The sequence below is a fragment of the Filobacillus milosensis genome, assembly GCF_004402015.1.
In the GTDB taxonomy this organism is placed as follows: domain Bacteria; phylum Bacillota; class Bacilli; order Bacillales; family Alkalibacillaceae; genus Filobacillus; species Filobacillus milosensis.
On sequence record NZ_SOPW01000005.1, the window covers coordinates 34,548 to 54,280 of the forward strand.

21 protein-coding genes are annotated in these 19,733 nt (G+C 37.9%); 15 read left to right on the forward strand and 6 right to left on the reverse strand.

All coding sequences use genetic code 11. The features are described from left to right. Positions 1-80: 80 nt before the first annotated feature. Positions 81-1,091, reverse strand: a complete 1,011-nt coding sequence (locus tag E3U55_RS06065) for an ABC transporter substrate-binding protein (RefSeq protein ID WP_134339523.1) — start codon at positions 1,089-1,091, stop codon at positions 81-83. A 223-nt stretch (positions 1,092-1,314) separates the two neighbouring features. Here E3U55_RS06065 and E3U55_RS06070 point away from each other — a divergent pair, with 223 nt between their 5' ends. From E3U55_RS06070 to E3U55_RS06080, 3 genes are read left to right on the forward strand one after another with little or no spacing between them, the layout of a single operon-like run. Further along, positions 1,315-2,313: a FecCD family ABC transporter permease gene (locus E3U55_RS06070; RefSeq protein WP_134339525.1), complete on the forward strand. Its 999-nt coding sequence runs from the start codon at positions 1,315-1,317 to the stop codon at positions 2,311-2,313. Then, the gene (locus E3U55_RS06075; RefSeq protein ID WP_134339526.1) at positions 2,306-3,355 is read left to right on the forward strand and encodes a FecCD family ABC transporter permease; all 1,050 of its coding nucleotides are present in this window, start codon (positions 2,306-2,308) and stop codon (positions 3,353-3,355) included. The genes E3U55_RS06070 and E3U55_RS06075 overlap by 8 nt, the downstream gene beginning before the upstream one ends. A gap of 27 nt (positions 3,356-3,382) precedes the next feature. Beyond that, on the forward strand, positions 3,383-4,162 hold the full coding sequence (locus E3U55_RS06080) for a hypothetical protein (protein WP_134339528.1): 780 nt from the start codon (positions 3,383-3,385) through the stop codon (positions 4,160-4,162). A 229-nt stretch (positions 4,163-4,391) separates the two neighbouring features. Here E3U55_RS06080 and E3U55_RS06085 read toward each other — a convergent pair whose 3' ends face one another. Continuing rightward, positions 4,392-5,387, reverse strand: coding sequence for a nuclease-related domain-containing protein (locus tag E3U55_RS06085; protein WP_134339530.1), 996 nt, complete (start codon positions 5,385-5,387; stop codon positions 4,392-4,394). A 224-nt stretch (positions 5,388-5,611) separates the two neighbouring features. Between E3U55_RS06085 and E3U55_RS06090 the strand changes: the two genes are divergently transcribed. Both E3U55_RS06090 and E3U55_RS06095 read left to right on the forward strand, forming a co-directional pair. Beyond that, positions 5,612-6,178: a tetratricopeptide repeat protein gene (locus E3U55_RS06090; RefSeq protein WP_134339532.1), complete on the forward strand. Its 567-nt coding sequence runs from the start codon at positions 5,612-5,614 to the stop codon at positions 6,176-6,178. Beyond that, positions 6,171-6,938 carry a DUF2785 domain-containing protein gene (locus E3U55_RS06095; protein WP_134339534.1) on the forward strand — a complete coding sequence of 256 codons (768 nt, stop codon included), beginning with the start codon at positions 6,171-6,173 and terminating at the stop codon, positions 6,936-6,938. Before E3U55_RS06090 ends, E3U55_RS06095 begins: the two co-directional genes overlap by 8 nt. A 37-nt stretch (positions 6,939-6,975) precedes the next feature. Here E3U55_RS06095 and E3U55_RS06100 read toward each other — a convergent pair whose 3' ends face one another. Then, on the reverse strand, positions 6,976-8,115 hold the full coding sequence (locus E3U55_RS06100; RefSeq protein WP_134339536.1) for a conserved virulence factor C family protein: 1,140 nt from the start codon (positions 8,113-8,115) through the stop codon (positions 6,976-6,978). Positions 8,116-8,282: 167 nt separating this feature from the next. On the opposite strand from E3U55_RS06100, the gene E3U55_RS06105 reads away from it, so the two are divergent. Further along, complete coding sequence (locus E3U55_RS06105) at positions 8,283-8,645, forward strand: hypothetical protein (protein ID WP_134339537.1); 363 nt, start codon at positions 8,283-8,285, stop codon at positions 8,643-8,645. Positions 8,646-8,722: 77 nt separating this feature from the next. Beyond that, complete coding sequence (locus E3U55_RS17800; RefSeq protein WP_267195380.1) at positions 8,723-8,854, forward strand: hypothetical protein; 132 nt, start codon at positions 8,723-8,725, stop codon at positions 8,852-8,854. Positions 8,855-8,897: 43 nt separating this feature from the next. Here E3U55_RS17800 and E3U55_RS06110 read toward each other — a convergent pair whose 3' ends face one another. Further along, positions 8,898-10,112, reverse strand: a complete 1,215-nt coding sequence (locus tag E3U55_RS06110) for an MFS transporter (protein WP_134339539.1) — start codon at positions 10,110-10,112, stop codon at positions 8,898-8,900. Between the two features lie 190 nt (positions 10,113-10,302). On the opposite strand from E3U55_RS06110, the gene E3U55_RS06115 reads away from it, so the two are divergent. The 3 genes from E3U55_RS06115 (at position 10,303) to E3U55_RS06125 (ending at position 13,403) form a co-directional block, all read left to right on the forward strand. Further along, complete coding sequence (locus E3U55_RS06115) at positions 10,303-11,583, forward strand: helix-turn-helix domain-containing protein (RefSeq protein ID WP_194840830.1); 1,281 nt, start codon at positions 10,303-10,305, stop codon at positions 11,581-11,583. Positions 11,584-12,070: 487 nt separating this feature from the next. Next, positions 12,071-12,901, forward strand: coding sequence for a GNAT family N-acetyltransferase (locus E3U55_RS06120; protein WP_134339542.1), 831 nt, complete (start codon positions 12,071-12,073; stop codon positions 12,899-12,901). A gap of 46 nt (positions 12,902-12,947) precedes the next feature. Continuing rightward, positions 12,948-13,403, forward strand: a complete 456-nt coding sequence (locus E3U55_RS06125; protein ID WP_134339544.1) for an NUDIX hydrolase — start codon at positions 12,948-12,950, stop codon at positions 13,401-13,403. Between the two features lie 27 nt (positions 13,404-13,430). Here E3U55_RS06125 and E3U55_RS06130 read toward each other — a convergent pair whose 3' ends face one another. Beyond that, positions 13,431-13,703 (reverse strand): hypothetical protein, encoded by a 273-nt coding sequence (locus tag E3U55_RS06130; protein WP_134339546.1) that lies wholly within the window; start codon positions 13,701-13,703, stop codon positions 13,431-13,433. 165 nt (positions 13,704-13,868) lie between these two features. On the opposite strand from E3U55_RS06130, the gene E3U55_RS06135 reads away from it, so the two are divergent. Then, positions 13,869-14,279 (forward strand): VOC family protein, encoded by a 411-nt coding sequence (locus tag E3U55_RS06135; RefSeq protein WP_134339548.1) that lies wholly within the window; start codon positions 13,869-13,871, stop codon positions 14,277-14,279. A gap of 58 nt (positions 14,280-14,337) precedes the next feature. Here E3U55_RS06135 and E3U55_RS06140 read toward each other — a convergent pair whose 3' ends face one another. Beyond that, the gene (locus E3U55_RS06140; protein WP_134339549.1) at positions 14,338-15,354 is read right to left on the reverse strand and encodes a DUF2804 domain-containing protein; all 1,017 of its coding nucleotides are present in this window, start codon (positions 15,352-15,354) and stop codon (positions 14,338-14,340) included. 139 nt (positions 15,355-15,493) lie between these two features. Between E3U55_RS06140 and E3U55_RS06145 the strand changes: the two genes are divergently transcribed. Genes E3U55_RS06145 through E3U55_RS06160 form a run of 4 tightly spaced genes read left to right on the forward strand, consistent with a single transcriptional unit; the run spans position 15,494 to position 19,718 of the window. Further along, complete coding sequence (locus E3U55_RS06145; RefSeq protein ID WP_134339550.1) at positions 15,494-16,390, forward strand: DoxX-like family protein; 897 nt, start codon at positions 15,494-15,496, stop codon at positions 16,388-16,390. 11 nt (positions 16,391-16,401) lie between these two features. Continuing rightward, on the forward strand, positions 16,402-17,001 hold the full coding sequence (locus E3U55_RS06150; protein ID WP_134339551.1) for a DUF4166 domain-containing protein: 600 nt from the start codon (positions 16,402-16,404) through the stop codon (positions 16,999-17,001). Further along, positions 16,985-18,550 carry a YndJ family protein gene (locus E3U55_RS06155; protein WP_194840831.1) on the forward strand — a complete coding sequence of 522 codons (1,566 nt, stop codon included), beginning with the start codon at positions 16,985-16,987 and terminating at the stop codon, positions 18,548-18,550. Before E3U55_RS06150 ends, E3U55_RS06155 begins: the two co-directional genes overlap by 17 nt. Further along, a complete protein-coding gene (locus tag E3U55_RS06160; protein ID WP_134339553.1) occupies positions 18,540-19,718 on the forward strand; it encodes a hypothetical protein in 1,179 nt (392 codons plus the stop codon). The genes E3U55_RS06155 and E3U55_RS06160 overlap by 11 nt, the downstream gene beginning before the upstream one ends. Positions 19,719-19,733 lie beyond the last annotated feature (15 nt).

Genomic DNA, 19,733 nt, shown 5'->3' on the forward strand with positions numbered 1-19,733 from the left:
AACGTTTGAAAATACAAAAAAGTCCGCGCTGACCACGACGCGGACTTTTAATATATTACGAGGGGGTAAAACTCACGATATTATTCAGATAAAAGCTTTTCTTCTAAGTCATCTAACATTAAGTTAGCTGCTTTTACGCCACCTGCTGTATTCCAGATTGTATCGCTTACTTCATAAACGTTACCTTCTTGAACAGCACTTAAGTTTTTCCATAATGGATCATTAATCCATTCGTCTTCTACAGCCTGACCGTCTTCACCTTCAGGATCGTAAGTGAAGTAGAAGATTACGTCTCCATCCATTTCATTGATACGCTCTTTAGTTACGCCTTTTGCAGCGAAATCATCCACATCCTGCGATTCCGGACGAGCTAATCCAATTTCATCTAAAATGATACCTGAGAATGAATCTTTATGATAAATACGTACATCTGATGGCATGAAGCGCACCATAGATACTTTCGTGTCTAGTTTACCTGCTTCTTCAAGTTTAGTGCTTAAATCTTCAACACGTTTTTGGTAGTCATCTAGTACTTCTTGACCTTTTTCTTCCATATTAACAGCTTCTGCGATTAACTCGTAGTTAATCTTCCAATCACCACGTAAAGTTTCTTCGAATACTGTTGGCGCAATAGCTTTTAGTTTATCAGCTTGTTCTTCCTGGCGCATTTTATTAGCTAAAATTAAGTCTGGCTCAAGCTCAGCAATTTTCTCTAAGTTTAACTGGTGTTCTAAACCTACAACTTCAACGCCTTCCATTTGGTCTGAAATATGATCATACCAAGGATCTCCAGTCCATGACTGAACCGCACCAACTGGTGTGATACCCATTGATAGTAGAGCTTCAGTACCGTGGTTAGTTAGAACAACGATACGTTCTGGCTGACCTTCAATTGTTGTTTCACCCATTGCGTGTTCAACTGTGTACGACTCTGATTCCTCATCAGACTCCTCACCTTGTTCCTCGTTTTGATCTCCGTCTGTTTGATCACTTGCGTTTTCGTCAGTATCATCTGAGCCCCCGCAAGCAGCTAATGCAAACACTAGAGCTAATAGAAGTAAAGCTAACTTCCAAGCATTTGTTTTAAACATTGTGTTCTCCTCCTATTATGTAATTTTATATGGTCCTGCTTTTTATTGGCAGAAGGTATAATGAGAATGATTTTCAATCACAATAAAATGATAATCGTTATCAATTACAAAGTCAATACTATTTCTTGAATTAATTGAAAATGATTCTCAAGTTCATTGACAATGATTATCAATTAGATTAGACTTAAAACAGCGACACAATTGATGTGAAAGGTATAATACTATGCTTACAAAAACATCGACCCGAGTATTCGGGCTCTTCATTGGACTGATACTTGTCTCCTTATTAGTATGGGCAAGTATTGTTTTAGGTCTAACAAAAATTACAACACAAATGGTCATAGATTCTTTCACGGATTTTGATCAATCAAATGAACATTATATTATTCAAGACGCACGAATCCCGCGTGCATTAATCGCAGCAGCCGTTGGTTCTAGTTTGGCTATTGCAGGTGCGATTATGCAGGGCTTAACGAAAAACCCACTGGCATCACCGAGCATTTTTGGTGTGAATGCTGGGGCCAGCTTTTTTGTGGTATTAGGTGTTAGCTTTTTTGGTGTAACGTCTATTACAGGTTTTACTTGGTTAGCTTTTGCTGGTGCTGCCATCGCAGCTGTTGTTGTGTATATGCTTGGTTCTGTGGGAACAGACGGGTTAACACCAGTGAAATTAACCTTAGCTGGTGCTGCAATTGCTGCGCTATTTTCTTCAATGACACAAGGTATTTTAACCTTAGATGAACGAGCGTTAGACCAAGTGTTATTCTGGTTAGCAGGAGCTGTTCAAGGTCGTGACCTTGAATTGTTAAATGGTGTTCTTCCTTATTTTATAGTTGGGTGGGTTGTTTCCCTTTTTATAGGAAAGAAGATGAACGTCCTCACAATGGGAGAAGACGTTGCCGTTGGGCTTGGTCAGAAAACGTGGTTAGTTAAAGTGATTGGAGCGGTCGTAATTGTTCTATTAGCAGGTGGCTCTGTTGCGATTGCTGGCCCAATTGGGTTCGTCGGTTTAATTATTCCGCACGTTGCCCGATGGTTCGTCGGCTATGATTATCGTTGGTTAATTCCTTACAGTGCACTACTTGGCGCGATTCTTTTAATTTCAGCTGATATCGGTGCACGTTATATCATTATGCCAGCAGAAGTTCCAATTGGTGTTATGACAGCATTTATTGGTGCTCCTTTCTTCATTTATATAGCGAGGAGGGGCATAAATGAGTAAGTACTTTAATTTACGACTTGGTAAAACGCAATTATTAATAAATAAAAAATCATTTACAGTTATTCTTACTTTATTGCTTCTTACCGTTGCGATGGTGATCACCAGTTTAGGTTTTGGACAGATGAAAGTTAACCCTGTCGAAGTCGTTAAGGCAATTTTCGGTTATGGAACCGACATGAATCAACTCGTTGTGAACCATTTCCGCATGCCAAGAATATTACTTGCCATATTGGCAGGTGCAGGGCTTGCGATGTCTGGTGCCATTTTACAAGGGATCATACGAAATCCATTGGCGTCACCAGATATTATCGGTATAACGGCTGGTGCTGCTTTAACAACAGTTGGATTCCTGGCTGTATTTAGTGATCGAAGTAATGCGCTAAGTGTCAGTATTCAATGGCTACCACTTGCTTCTTTAGTTGGAGCGGTATTAATGGGGGTTTTTGTTTACCTATTAGCCACGACGAGAAATGGTGTTCAACCTATAAAATTGGTGCTGATCGGCGTTGGACTATCAGCTGCTGTTCAAGCAGTAACTACGATGGTTATGACATTTGGTCCTATCTATACTGCTGCGAAAGCAAATATTTGGCTGACAGGTAGTTTGAACGCTACAAATTGGACAGAAATTGGAATTATCACTCCTTGGATTCTAGGGTTGGTGGTTTTAATATTTTTCTATACATCACAGCTGAACATGCAAGAGCTTGGTGATGATCTTGCAACCAACGCGGGGGCAAGGGTACAGCGTGATCGACTTGTCTTACTGATATTAGCAACTGCCTTAGCAGGTGGTTCGGTTGCCTTCGCTGGTGGTATAGGTTTTGTCGGACTAATGGCGCCACATATTGCAAGGCGCCTTGTCGGTTCAGTTTATGGAGCCTTGTTGCCGGTATCAGCGTTAATTGGCGGTTTGATTGTTCTGCTTGCAGACTTAATCGCCCGGACCGCCTTTGATCCGCTTGTGGTTCCAGCAGGTGTATTTACATCACTAATCGGTGCGCCTTATTTTATCTATTTATTATTTAAAACTCGAAAGTAATCAATAAACAACAAAGGGTGTTTTTACATGACACAACTTTTGAAGTCAGAAAAAATTTATCTTAAAGACAACTTCAGAATGGTGGACTATGCTGAAAATGTTTCGGTGACTTTAGATCAACTATTGGATGAGGAATTCTTGTTGGAATATTTGCAGGACATCAAATCTGAATTCAATACAGAAAGCATTTTTGTAGCCGGATCTCAGTTGATGAAACGTCTCGGTTTCAATATAGTTCTGCCGTCGCTATATTTGTTAACGGTCCATGACTTGAAGTTAGATATGGACTTTGGTCGAACTGGGATTGTACCTAATACTGTTGGTGATAAATGGCTACCGAATTTGTGTTTGGATGAATTTATAGTAGAAAAAGTTGACCCGGCCAAACGTGAAGAAGAGCGACGTGAGGTGGTGGAGGAACTTTTTTCTAAGATGGATGAGCTTGTGAATGTGTTTAACAAGGTATCTCGCGTACCAAGGCCCAACCTTTGGGAAAACATATCGATTTATGTTTATTGGTTATATGAGACAAAGTTAAAAGAAGAACGTTTTGTAGGTTTACTAGAACGAGTGGATGAAGATTATAAATTTCTTATTCGAGGCATGTCAGCTGAAGTATTCTCTGACGATTGTAATCAGCTGACGAACTTTTACTGGGGACGTCGGATTGAGGATGACGGCAAGCGAATCAGGCGCACATGCTGCTTCTACTACGGCGCAAATTCGGACCGCAAGTGCTGTAAGACATGTCCTAAATCATCATCCGACGTTGAGAAACCGCTACCCTTTGAGACGGTGAAAAATTAGAATTTTTGATAGGAGGCTTTTGCGCTGAACGCGCAAAAGCTTCTTTTTTTGTGGTGTTACTAGAAACTTAAAGTGAGTTTTATTATCTACTTTGATTACTTTATTATCTAGTTTGGTACGTTTATTATCCAGAATCCCTAATTTATTATCCACTTTTAAAAATTTATTATCTACTTCTTGAAATTTATTATCCATTTCAACGATTTTATTATCTAGTTTCGCAGATTTATTATCTACTTTTCATTAAATGTGCATAGTCTTTTTGGAAATCAAAGTTCAAATTATAAACACGATCTTTTTTGTATCCTGTAAAAGGTAAACCACTCTTTTTTAGTAATTTACTGACTAATAAAATGTCATCAACTTGCAGCATCCACCTAGCTTCGCGGTTACTTATATGATCTTTAACTAGAAGTTGGAAATCCTTTAGCGCATACAGGTGGGCATCGCGACTAATTGTTTGGCATTTAGGGCACAACCATCGTCCATAAATGCGGTCCATAGGTATATATGAACAATTTAGACATGGTGCTCCAGGTCCGATATCATTTAGTGTTAAGTTATATTTCTTGAAGACATCGATGTGAAGGGGGGCGTGGCGGTTTTTCAACATATGAGCTAAGTTGACTAACTGTTGGTGCGTGAGTATAGGTGCTGAGTGTTTCCCTTTAAGTTCTTGATATTTTTCTATAAATTTCCCTGCACGTATAATTCGTTTATCGACTTCTTGATCACCCTTTCTTGTTAGATGAACGTGGTTACTAACGAACACAACTAATGACTCGATTGGAACAGCTGCGATCCCTTGTTGCATAAGCCAATTTTGAAGGTGAAATGTTTGGTTATCCACTTGGGAAATTGGGTCTTTGAAGGATCTTGTTCGACCGTTAGAGTACTGCGTCATCTGTCCGAATTCATGATCGAATTCGATGGTTCCCGTAAAATTCTTCACTTCTACAATGAGGAAAAAACTAGGTGTCAATATGAGAGTATCCATTTGGAAAGCATTCGGACCGACAATTCTCAAACTATGTAATAAACAAATTTTCTCACCATCAATCGCCTTCAAATAGTAGTCAAAAGCCAACTCTCCTCGATATCCAGATTGATAGATAACGTGATCATCTATTATTGTTTGAAACTGCAGGTGGGTTGACTCAATACGTTGTTTCAATGAAGCTAACTGCAACAGAGTTATGGGAATTTCACGAGATTTAATAATCATTGATTACGACTCCTTTTTTAAATAAAATTAAACTCAATTTCTATAAATCTGTCAAAGTGATAAAATTGCTCAATAACAAGATTTTATCAATCGTTTTGAGAGAAAATTGATGAATTATGATAAGATAATTGGTAAAAGAAGGGGGAGGTAGGATGTACGAAATTTTTTTCGAGACATCAAACTCATCCCGCTAGACTGGAATTTATAGTAAAGGAGATCCAGTTATGAAGCGACTCCGCGAACAACTTAAATGGCTAGAGAAAATTATATATTTTGATGAAGATGACTATCTAAGAGAAAAAGCAAATGATAGAGAAGTGCTTCAGGGTTTAATTGATGATGCGGAACGCGTACTAAATCAAACCAACGACAATGATAAGCTTTATTTTCTCTTTGGGACGCTGGGAAATTTATATCGAGTAAAAGAAGAGCCTAAGCAAGCGATTCAGTATTTAAACCAAGCCTTCGAATTAGCAGCACCAGATTCAAGAGAAGAAATTATCACCCTCATCAGATTAGGTGAAGCTTATAAATACGACAATGAGCACGGTCAAGCGTTTAAACTGTTTGAACGTGCGCTTCTCAAATGTTACGAGACTGAACGAGGGTATTTGGACTTCGCTTTTCAGCACAAAGGAAAGTGTCTAATGGAAGTGGGGCGTTTATCAGAAGCTATGGAAGCTTTCCAAGGTGCGCTTGCCATTAGAAAAAACAAAGGAAAACAATCACTCATTTATTCAACAGAACAAGCTATTAATTATTTGAAAAAGTTAGGTGAAACCTATGATTGAACAAGATTTAAAACAACAATTAAAAGATAAACCTAAAATAGAACTGACAGAATCTATGTTAAACCACATTGGCTCAACAGACCCTGAACTAAGAGATGGATTAATTTATCCTCAGTTTGTCACGTTCATCTTAGAGAACAAGTATTCTAAAAAGGAAATTGAAAATATTTTAGACCGTTGTTTAAACAATTTAAAAAGTGATAATGTTTATGAACGTTCTTTTTCTGTGCTAGTAATCGCTGTGATTTTACATCAACACCAATTTAATTCTCAAAAACTTTCAACCATCACAACATGCTTAACCTTATATATAACACAAGAAACAAATATTGTCGGACAAGTTGAAGATGAAGGTTGGGTACATAGTATCGCACATGGGGCAGATGCCATCTCTGAAATTGCAAAGCAACCTCATTTAACAAATAACGACCTTGAAAAACTTTTTCATGTTTTAAATGAAAAAATGCATTATGACCAAGGAGTGTTTACAGCCGATGAAGATGAAAGAGTGGCAGTCGCTGTAAATACAATGCTGGTGAACGGTTTAAACAACGAAGTATTTATTAAAGCAATACAACAAGTGAAAACAGACTTAGTTAACCAAATGGCTACAGGGAACCAACTATACTTCAATTCACGTATGAACTACAAAGCATTCCTTAGAAGTCTTTATTTTATAAAGAAAGAAAAAGACGATCATCAGGAATTAAATCAGTTTATAGAACGAACAATTATAGAAATAAGCCAAATTTATTACTAATTAAAAAACCTCTCGTCCATGCGAGAGGTTAAACAATTTATTTCCCTTTTTCCTTCGTCATTTCCATCATCTGCTTCCAAATCGACCCTTGAGCTTCTTCGCCTTCTTGAATTCTTGATAAGGCCATCTTCGCTTGCATACGTACTTCGAATTCAGGGTCTTGTAGGGCTTCTTCTAAAGCTGGAAGAGCTGTTTCATCTCCATATTCATAAAGAAACATAGCTGCACGCCAGCGAACGATTCTACTTTGGTCCTTTAAGGCTTCAACCATTTTAGGAATGGCTTCGGTAAATCCTAAATCAGATAAGCAGTCCCCGGCTGTCCGACGTACGGTTACTGTTTTGTCTTTCATTGCTTTATAAATATAAGGTAAAACAGTTTTGTCTTCAACTTCGCCTAGGTAAGCAGTCGCCAGTCGGCGCACAGACATTTTAGGGTCTTCTAAAGCTTTGTCTAAAACAGGTAAATCCTCAACAGTCGGATCTGGCATACGATCTAAGGCTGCATATCGCTCTTTCCAGTCTTCAGATTCAAGTTTTGCAAACGTTAACTTTTCAGCAGGACGGGCTTGTTCAACTGCACCACCGGTTACAGCCAGTTTCACCAATTCATCTAATCGATCTTGATCATAAGTGGCTTCAATTTCATCTACCACAACTTGTCCAATCTCATCAGCGTCACCATAACGTGGGGCTTGCTCCACCCATGTACGTTCAGCTAACATATCTGCATCTTTAGAAGCCTCCATGGCAGCTTCCATGAATCGTGAAGATAAGCCGAATCGTTTTTCTTCATCATTTTCCTCAATCTTAACTTGCATGGGGATATTTCGAAACTTCTGAATGAAAACCTTAACTTCCCCAAAATTCTCTTCATGAGAATCTGCTTGTTTTTCTTCACTTGACTCTTCACCTTCAGCCAACCCCAGAACATTTTTAACTTGAGGTAAAATGTCTTCCCAAGGTACCTTAGGATTTCTTTCGAGCGCGATAAAATCAATCACGCGATAAAGTTCCTTTACACCTTCAATGCCAAAAAGTTCTCGGACATATTCAGGTGCATCACTTAAATCCTGATCTTGCTTATATTCTTCCGTCTCGAAGTCATTTAAGGCTTCATCGACGATTATTTTCATAGAATATGGACTTGGAGTTGGTTCAATTGAGACTATCTTCATCATGGGACCTCCTAACTATTTCTACTAAAAAGTTTAACAAATCTCACATGAACAGGCTATTTTTAACATAAAAATGGGTAATGATATAGTAAAGACTATTTTTGAACTAAGGATTTTGCCAATAGAGCATGGCACCTTGCCAAGTTTCTTCTTTAGGAGGATGAGACATGAGTGAATTAACAATCAAGTTTAAAGGTTACTTTGAACAGGCTAAAGATTATATGATGGAGAAATATGAAGAATTAAAACATGTTGAAAAAGATGTTTGGATGAAAAACGCACCTTCTATTGGGTTTTTAATGATATATTTAGGCTATTTTCTATTTGCAGCAAAAGGCGGTTCATTGTTTTGGGCACTTATTTTTATGGCTGGATTTGGCTATGCCATTTTTGCACTATTATATTGGAGAAAAGACCGTGATTATAACTTATATTTATCCTTAGCACTATTGATCATCAGCTTTCCGCTTTTAGGATATGAATTTTTCAGCTACTTACTTTCAACTGTATATGATAAGTTTTTTTATTAAGTATAGCTTCTTCACTCCAAAGACATGAAATTTTGTAGTAAAATAGGTATGGACTTTAACATAAGGAGGTCTTTACCTTGTTTTGGGCAATTATCATTGCGATAGCATATGCGCCAGTGATTTACCGTTTTCAACGAAAAATCACTAAACTAGAAGAAGAAGTATCTGATTTGCAAAAAGAGGTTTCGCAATTAAAACCTAAAAAATAAAGTAAACGCTCGATTTCAAAGGTCGAGCGTTTTATTTTTGCCCTTAACCTTCATTAGGTAAATGGTCAATGGATCGAATGTCTCGGTCAATAAAAGGTATGACCCCTACTAACATTAGCCAGAAACCTGAAAATATAAATAGATAACCGACTTCGTAAATATCAGCTACGTATCCACCTAACAAAACTATTGGAGGAATTAAAATAGGAGAGAAGGCTCCTAATAAAGTGTTAACTCGACCACGAAATTCATCTTTAACCAGAATAATTAACAGTGAGCCGAAGATAATGTTCATCAATGTGGTGGCCCCAGTAACTACTAAGAAAAAAACCACGCCAATGTAATAGTTGGCGGTCAACCCCATGCCAACAAAACCTATCCCTGCTAAAACCAGGGAGATTGCAAACATCATATAAGGTTTAGCTAGATTAACGAGTTTATTAGCAAACAGTCCAATTAGTATTCCAAAGCCAGCGGCCGACGCATTCATTAGCCCATAATAAGTGGCGTTGACATTGTACTGATCGCTGACTAAAACAACGAGAAGAGACCCACCGATCATTGATACGTTTGCAGCAATAGCTAACAAAATTATTTTTAAAATAGTCTTCTCCTGTTTTAGTATTTTAAATCCGCCTTTTAAATCACTCCATACAGTGGGCTTTGAGTGTGGAACACTCTCACTTTTTCTCAATGAAATATTGATCACAAACATTAAAAGAATACTTGCAAGTAAATAAACGGCTGAATGAGTCAACATTACTCCAACAAACCCAATCACGCTAATGACTACCCCACCAATGGATTGTCCTATTAGATCACTTGTTTGTGTCGTCGACGATAAATACCCTTTAACCTTAACGATGCGCTGTTCCCCGACGATTCGAGGTAATAACTTGCTTTGGGCCGGTCCAATAAATATCATGCAAATGTTGTGCAGGGTTAAAGCTATGTAAATGACAGCAAGTAATCCATCAACATTAAAAAAGTAAGTGCCACCTAAGATAATACCGACTAGAATCATGATCGCGTAACCGATTTGCATGGATGTTTTCGGTTCCGTTCGGTCTATAAAAACACCAATCATAGGACCTACAAGTATGTTGGTGGTCATTGAAATCGCGGTCGTCGTTGCTGTGAAAAAGGCTGATCCTGTTAATTGATAAACATACCAAGCAATAGCCAAGTCAAAAATACTATCGGCCAAATAGGTCAGGAAATTGTTACTGACAATTAAACTCATATTTCGTTTAACCATAAAAAAACACACCTCATTTAAATATATTAAACTATATTTTAAATATATTTAAAAATAAGTCAACATCTATTTTTGGAATAAAAATCCATTAAAGCGTTCATATCAGTTTAAAAAACCTTATAAAATATATTTAATTTTTTATTAAATAAGTTAAAATATGATTATAGTACAGTCGGAAAAGAGGCGTTTTATGAGTCATATTGGAGAGCGTATAAAAAGGGTTCGTAAAGAAAAGAAACTGACGTTAACTCAAGTGGCTGGGAACCATATGTCTGCTGCGATGGTCAGTTTAATTGAGAATGGAAAAACAAAACCGACGGTGCAGACACTACAGCACATCGCAGGTCAGCTAAGTGTAGACACGGCTGATTTGATGGGAGAATTGAATCGTGAGGATTTAAGGAAGGTCTTAAAAGAATTAAAGGAACAATTTGAAGCTCAGCCATCGACCATACATAAAATAATTGAGCGACTTCATGAGACCTTGCCGAAACTATCCACAAATTATGAATCAGCTCGTTTGTATGAGTGGTACGCACGCTTGTTGTTTTGGAATTATCAAGAGCATCGTGGCGAAAATGATTTTGTTAAATTCGATGATTGGAAGGAACCGGCTTTAAAGGCCAGAGAAATTTATGAATATTTACAAATGGATACATATGTAGTCAAAGTGGAAATGTTTTTAATTCAAGTTGAATATTCTCAAGCCAATTATTATGAAACAATCAAGAAGATTCACGCCCTTTTAAATCAAATGGAAGGGTATGAAAACACGCGTGAATTAATAAGTAATAAGATACTACTTAAGCAATTATTGGCTGATTCAGAGTCAGGCATAGGGAATTTGGACCGAGCTTATGAATTAATCAAAGAAGCTCTAAGTGTAGCGAAAAAAGAGCTGATATTTGATTATTTTTACTGGCAGCATAATACAGCAGTTCTCCTTAATTACAATGTTGGACGCAATGATATAGCACATAAACACCTTGAAGAAATTGAAAAGTTTGCAGATTTAGCTGAAAACCCTATCTTAACTCTTGAAAAATTATTAATTGAAGCTCACTATCAAGAGTTTTTTGAAAATGATCCCAAACGGGCGCTTAACACTTGCCGTCAGATTAGGGAAGAGTTTGAGAAGACGACAGGGTATGTTAACTATATGCTTGAAGGATTTAATAAACATATCGATGAACAAGAAGCTCGCTGCTATACAAAATTAAAGCAGCCTGAAAAAGCTTTAGGATTGTTTCGTGAAGAACTGCGTTCGATCTATATACAAGATCATCCTTTTGATCGATCTCTGCGAGAAATCATGTATTCCTATCGAGCCTACTGCTATCAGCAATTAGGCCGAACTGATGAAGCGGTTAAAGAGGCGGAAATTGCGGTAGAAAAATTAAAAACTTATCCACATACAGAGTACTATCAATTTGCAAGAGAAGTTCTTAGAAATATAAAGGCCTTAAAATAGAGTCTAGGAATAGCCCATGCTCTTTTTCATGAATGAATACCTTGCTTAGTATCATACTAAAAGTGAAATACTGGAAAGCTCTTGTATATCCCTTGTGTTATTGCTTGGCCTGTGGGTGGGTTAATGAATAGCAACAGGGGTGCAGTATGGAGTTTTCAGTCATTGTGTTTTTAGTTATTTTAACTCTCACTGCCTTATATTATGAATTGATTAAATATTCACAATGATAGACATCAAAATCTTATAGGTTATAGTTGAGTGATTCATAGCATACAACTATATCACGGCTGTTATATGAAAGCTCGTTTCTTGGATTCTCAACTTGAAGTATACGTTATGGAGGAAATAGCTTTAAATATTTGGTAAAATGGTGATATTAAATTGATAAATAATGTAAAAGAAAACATAAAATAAAATGATTGACTTCCAAATGTATAAAAGATATTCTATCCCGGTAAGGAATATCTCCATCTAAGGGGGAACGAGTTTGTTAACAGAATCGCAATTAAAAGATATAGAGAGACTACAAATGATCGTAGAGCAAGCAGATCGCTTAGAACTCAAGTTGAACTGGTATTTCCTCCGCTCACGAATGACCGAAGATAACGATTTTTTCTATTATGAAGGTGAACAATTATTAGGGTATGTTGCCCTTTATTATGTGGGTGGCGCTTATGAAATGTGTGCAATGGTGCACCCTGACCATAGAAAGAAAGGCATTTTCACCAAGCTGTTTCATGAAGTTTTAGATGCTTTAAAAGAACGAAATACTCAGAAGTTATTTATTAATGCACCACCAGAATCACAATGCGCTAAAAAAACCTTAAAGAAAATCGGGGCCACGTACGCCTATTCGGATTACCAAATGCGTTGGAAAAGGAAAGAATTACCCGAGTCTGAGGTTGATATTAAGTTAGTTAAAGCCACGGCAGAAGATCGGGATGACATTATTAACCTTGATATGCATGGGTTTAACTTAACTAGAGATGAAGCAGAGCTATTAATCAATGTGTTATTAAAAGATGCTGGTCATCGTACTTATATGATCAAAAAAGACGGTCAAACCGTTGGGAAAATTCGTTTGAAAGCGGAAGGAATTGAAACGTATATATTTGGATTTACTGTTACTCCAGAATACCGACGTCAAGGTATTGGCAAAGCAGCCTTAATTGAAGTTGTGCGCCAGGAGGCAGAGACAGGACATATTATCTTTGTAGAAGTAGGTACAGAAGACGATCGCGGGCTTCATTTATATGAAGGAATCGGTTTTGAAACCTACCAAGTACAAGATTATTATGAGTATAAAGGAGATTTATAAGTCAGTTCGGGCTCGAGCTGGCTTTTTCTTTTAGGGGAGGATTAAAATGGGCTACATAGAGGGCTTGAGAAAATTAGTGGGCACTCGACCGCTTATATTGGTCGGAGCGGTTGTCATCGTAATTAATCAAAAAGGTGAATTATTACTCGAGCAACGTCAATTCCCTAAAGGGGTTTGGGGACTTCCTGGAGGGTTAATGGAGTTAGGTGAATCAACCGAAGACGTCGCCAAACGTGAAGTTTTAGAAGAAACAAATTTGCAAGTAGAGGACCTAAGCTTAATTAATATCTACTCCGGATCTGACTATTTTACAAAAGCTCAAAACGGGGATGAATTTTACTCGGTTACCGCAGCCTACTTTACTCACAACTATAGTGGCAAAGTAAAACACGATGAAAAAGAATCAATGGATATACAATTTTTCGCGCCTGGGGAGTTACCTGAACAAATGATCGGGAGCCACCGTGAAATTATAGAAGATTATAAGAAGAAGTTTTTATAGCTCGTCCATCACTTATGGGCGGGCTTATTAAAATCGACCACCCAAAACTCGCGTCGACCCGTACCCACACCCAGCACCCACGACACCATATAGAAACATCCATTTCCCTATATCTAAAAACAACTCACGCTTAAAATCAATCATGCCAAAAATAAGAAAAATTAACCCAAATACAAGAAGTGGACCGAACACGAAAATGTAAAGGTCGACTCTTGCCATCGTTTTAATTTGAACAAACCTTAAAACAAATGCAATAACGGCGATTACGAAGAAAATAACCAACTGGTGTGAAAAATCCAAAGCGCCATCAGCTCCCTTAGACAGGTTATTATATTATACGCGCAAACTTCCATAACATGTTATAAAAAACGGGCCAACCCCCGCAATAAGGAGAATGAATCATTAGTAAAGGAACTCCGACTTGTCTATACTAAAGACAAGAAAATTTTATGCAGAGGTGATCTTGTGATTATAGGTATGAATCCATATTTTATGTTTAACGGCCAAGGTATTGAAGCGGTGCGTTTTTATGAAGACGTTTTTGGAGCAGAAGTTATTGAGTTTAAAACATATGCCGACTTACCAGAATCACAAACCGGTGACGAATCATTATTGTTACACGCTAACTTAAAAATCGGAAATAACGAGATTATGTTATCAGATACTGACCCAGATCACCCGATTGAAGCGGGAACACATATTTCTGTTGCGATTGTGACAGATAATGCGGATGAAACGAGTGACATGTACCGCAAAATTCGAGATAATGATGGAGAAGAAGTAATGCCAATTCAAGAAACTTTCTTCAGCCCAGCTTATGGTAAAGTGAAAGATAAGTACGGGATTGAGTGGCAATTTTCAACGACTAAAGAATAAGTTAAGCCTCCCTGTTCGGGAGGTTTTATTTGTTTGGAAAACACTAAAAAGCGAGGTATTACCACCTCGCTTCATGATCCTCAGCCCAACCAAACAACTGATCGATTTGTATCGATTCTCCATCTGTGGTTTCAACTGTTCCACTATAATAACCAAATAATTGATGGACCATTGATTTAACTACTCCTAAGTTAAATGCAGATACTCGCTCGAATATAGGTTCGAACATGAGTTTAATTTGTTTATCATTAGGCGTGTGAATTACCCAAGGTTTTGTATAATCTCGTCTATTGTACAACCATTCAATTTCATCATGAATTTTGTGCAATTGATGGTCGATGATTATTCCGTTTTCAGTTTGGCCAGTACCACTTGTCCACTGTCCTCCTAAGTTTAATCCAATTCGATAACCTTCCGCAAAGCCAGAAGCAGCGCCCCAATTCCATTTGGATTGATATGGCCATTTTCCACGCCCAAAATCAAGGGTTGCGAATGAATGGCGTGTTTGAAGCTTATAAATTCCCTCTACCCAGGCTATTTCACCTTGAACAGGAAGGGCTATTTGTTTAGATGTAAATTGATAACGTTCGTTACTCCATGGAATGACAACATTTAGAGACTCGTGAGTGGGTGACCGGTGAATCGATAAATCTACTTCTAATGGTTTATTATTTTTGAAATTTGGCCAAAGCACATAGAAGTTGCTGGCATGGTTATTTTCCTCAATTTCCACGCGAAGTCCTTTATGTTGGAGACTAATGGAGTCTTGTACATTATCAGGTAAAACAACACCTTTACCAAACGGGACGATTATAGACTTTTCTACAAAATCAAATGTTTGAAGGTCTAGTATGTACGCGAAAATTACCGCAGCATAATCGAAATGAGAAACCGTAATAGAAAACACAGCTTCTGGTCCAGTGATACACCAGTAATTCCACTTCTTTTTTCGAAGGTAGCTACCGTTTACATTACATAGAATCATGGGGTGGCGGGACCAGCCAACGCTCTCGTGATTAAGAGTCCCATCATCATGACATAGTTTGACGGGTCGTGTTATTTCCTTTCCGCGCATGCTAATCCTCCTTCTTATTAATAAGCTTATACCTTTGAACGGTGATAAATTCCTTTTATTTGAAAAAAGGATAAGGGTAACACCATCTTAAATGAAAATCTTTGGTAAAATGAAGGAAGAATAACTTGGAGGGTAGAGGATGTCACGCAAACCAATCTATGTAGAGATTCCAATTAAAGCAGAGATGAATAAGCTATGGAGCGCCACGCAAGTACCCGATCAACATGAACAATGGGATTTGCGTTTCTCATCTATTACATATTTACCGAAAGAAGGCGGTGAACCGCAGCACTTTACCTACCAAACAAATATAGGGTTTGGTCTTGCGGTGAAAGGGTGGGGTGAGAGTGTTGGAACCCATGATGCCAAAGATGGATCGAAAACCTCTTCACTTCATTTTGGAACAGATCAAAAAATGTCTCTAATTAAAGAAGGAAGAGGCTTTTGGAAGTATAATCCCCAAAAAGATGGATCGATACAGTTTTTAACGCGTTATGACTATGAAACTCGTTGGGGAATGTTGGGGCGTTTAATAGATCTAGTGTTTAGGCCATTAATGGGATGGGCAACAGCGCTGAGCTTTGATGTTGTGCGTCGCTGGTTAGAGTTAGGTGAAAACCCTAAACTGCAATACATTCGATTTTTTAGTGCATGGCTAATTGCACTACTATTTTTCTGGGTGTGGACCTATCACGGGCTAGTACCCAAATTATTATTCATGCATCCGACTGAGGTATCCATGACGACCGGGTCATTACCGATAACTGAAAAGCAAGCGGTTTGGCTAAATTATGTAGTTGGTGCTGGGGAAATAATTATTGGATTGATGTGGCTTTTTTATCGAAGGAAAAGTCATTTATTTAAATTACAGTTAATCGCGTTCCCGATGTTAGCAATAGCCGCTATAGTAGCTAACCCTGGCAATCTCGCGCATCCTTTTAATCCACTAACATTTAACCTAGCATTAGTTGTGTTATCGGCGGTAGGTTTAATGGTCAGTCGAAACCTGCCATCAGCTCGCAATTGTAAAAGGTAAAGGAGTAAGGCATGTCGATTTACGAAAAAGTACTTGGAGATAAATTCAACAAGCTCCACCCGATGCTGCAAAAACGATACGAATTGATGGGTGAACGCGCGATCGTTGGAAAAGGAGTCATGTACACTATTCAGGGTGGAACTCGACTATTGAATCCGATTATGAAACTAGGGACGAAGCGTAAACTCTTGTTTCCTGAAAAAGGTGAACAAATCCCATTTATGATCAAAAACACACCAAGGGAGAACGGACAACAAATTCACTGGGAGCGAGCGTTTGAGTTTGAACGCTTACGGTATTTTAATGCCTTAATGAGTTATGATTCTAGGCGTCAGGTCATCAAAGACTATTTAGGAGAACCACCGATTGTCTACTCTGACTTAATCTTTCAAGTATCAAATGGTGAACTAATTATTACTTCTAGTAAACAACGATTAATATTGGGGAAGATTGAGTTGCCTTTACCTAAATGGTTGCAAGGCCAAGCGAGGGTTAAAGAGCGTTTCAATGACGAGCTGAATAAATTTGAAATTTCTGTTGAAGTGACGAATTCACTCATCGGACAGATATTTGCCTACGAAGGGGAATTTACAAGTGAAGACCTTACATAGAATAGCTTTACTCAATTTAATAGTTTTGGGTGCAATTGCCTGGCTGTCGCCTCATGAGTGGTACTTCTTACTTTTGACTGTTGCACAGCTCGTTTATGTCCCATTTTTGCTTGGGTCGTTCTTGAAAAAAGACGAATTAGCAAAACTATCGTCAGCAGCCTTTCTTGCAGTCATCATTCTTCAATTAACTGGAGATACAAGGTTTGATGGGCTACTTGCTGCCATATACTTTTTCTTTACAATTGTGATCGCTTTTCATGGGGTAAAGAGGTTCCTCAATCGTGGTTTTACTCATCTTGAGGAATTTATGATTGATATAGGGATGGTGTACTTGGCCGTTGGTGGAATGTGGTTCTTTGCCTATGAAGCGGGAATTAATACAGGATTCAGCCCCATGTTGAAGTGGCTAACAGCGATTCACTTTCATTATTCAGCATTTATGTTACCTATAATAGTTGGACTTTTGGGGCGAATTGACCAGTTAAGAGGGTACCGTGTACTTGCGACAATTATTATTGTTTCTCCAATTATAGTTGCGCTAGGGATCACCTTCTCGACGACGCTTGAACTTGTATCAGTGCTTGTTTATATCGTAGCAATCTATGGTTTAATTCTTTTAAGCTTTCGAACTAAATATACTAGTGCATGGCAGAAGTGGTTTATGCGGCTGGCTTTTCTCGCTCTTGGGATGACCATACTATTTTCATTAGCTTACGCTTATGGTAACTGGTCAGGTTCATATCATATTTCAATTACTTTTATGTTAAAATTCCATGGCTTAATGAATGCCGTTATTTTTGGAGTGAGTGGGGTAATGGTAGCCACTGCATTTCTGCCACCTACTAAATTCCAGAAGCCTAATTTTCCAGTGAGTAAATTACGAGGTAAAGCGAGAGTGGGAGAAGGATTTTTAAAAGGAAAAGTTGATTATAAGCAGTCGGTTCAAGGTTTAGTCGATGACATGACTATTTATCAATTAGACTTTGCTCGAACCATTAAAGATTTCTATGAAAATACAGGTAACTACAGATTATTTGCCGAAGTAAATTGGCGTCACTGGTTTCTGCCGTTTGCTATGGTTTACCGTTTATTTAGTAGAGTTTCCCAGCAGATTAATCTACCAATCTCTAAGCAACAAGTTGAAATGACTGGGGATATTTATTCTCTAAAAAAAGACTTAGACTCACGCGATCGTGTTCGGGCCTGGGTCAGGAAAATTAACCACGATACAACGTTCGTCGCGCTTTACTCTGAGCACCAAGAAAGTGACAAAACGTACATGAATATTGCTCTGCCATTACCTGGAGCAACAATGACTGGAATATTAGCTTTATCTAAAGAAGATGAAAGCTTAATTTTATCCAGTCGTGAACAAGGTATCTATTTAGGTTTTCGGGATTACTTAATGAAACTACCCTTACATGAGAAGTTTAAAGTACGAGAAATTGCGGATGGTCGACTAATTGCTGAACATAGAATGTGGCTGTTTAATCTACCATTTTTAACGATAGATTACGAGATTGTAAAGGATGACATATATGAAAAATAAATGGTTAATTCTGACCTACAGTCTGTTGGTCATACTAATCATTTTTCTATTTGTAAAAAACCAAGATTTAAATGATCAACAAGTCAATAAAGAACGCGAGCAATTTCTGGACTTAGTATGGTCTGATCAAGAAATGTCACGCAGGATTAGTGTATCTTTAGAAGGGTTTAGCAACAAAGATGAGGAAGCACAACAAGAAGCTCTATTGAAATCATATGAAGCGGCAGCATTAGTGCAGCTATCTTATCTTCGCCATGACTTAATCCCTGATGAGGTATTTAACCAGTTTAAACATTCGAAATATACGTCAATATGGCGCGACACTTATGTTTATCTGCACTATTTACAAGGAAAGAAGAAGCCGTTGTCTGAGCTAGACTTTGAACACTTAGAAACTTTAAGACAAACACATCAAATGATTGATTCAATGTTTGATGAAATGAGTATGATGATTCAAGAAGATAGGGAGTGGCATGATCTTGTTAAAAATGATTTGCTGCCCTATATGAAACGATCGATTGAACAATTAGAAAAGCAACCAAGTGTTTGGAACGAGCGAGAAAATCAACCGATTGGCCAGAAGGATTTTATTAAACTGAATTGGACGCAAGTTGATATAGTGAATGAGGAATTACCTATTATAGAAGAACCTGAGTCCTTGGAGAAAGAAGGGCCATATGTGTTCTATGAAAATGATGGTCCAATACATGGTGCAATCCTCCACAATGATCGGTATTATGATTTAGGTAAAGTTGCTATGGTCAATGCATCGCATACAATCAACATTTCGGAGAAGACTTTATTTGGAGAAGGCGTTATTAGAATTGATGGTGTTTTAGGAGCTAACTATTCTCAATCTAATTATTACAAGTTAGGAGAGAATAGTGTAAAACTAATTTTGACGGTGGACGGAAACTTACAAGAAGTAGATGTTGATCGTGACGGACAAAGAGAAATTGTAGTATCAACAGGTACGGCATCAGAAACAATAGTTTATAGAAAACAAGAAGATTATTTAGAAAAAGTGAACATCAATGACGTTCTTGGTGTTCAATCGGTTATTTACAATGAGCAACAATTCATTGTTCATTATCAAAAGGCTAATGAAACAGTGAAAGTGACTTATCAATTATACGAGAATCGTTTAATGGATCAAGAAGAAATGTAATGCAGTTTCAACCGC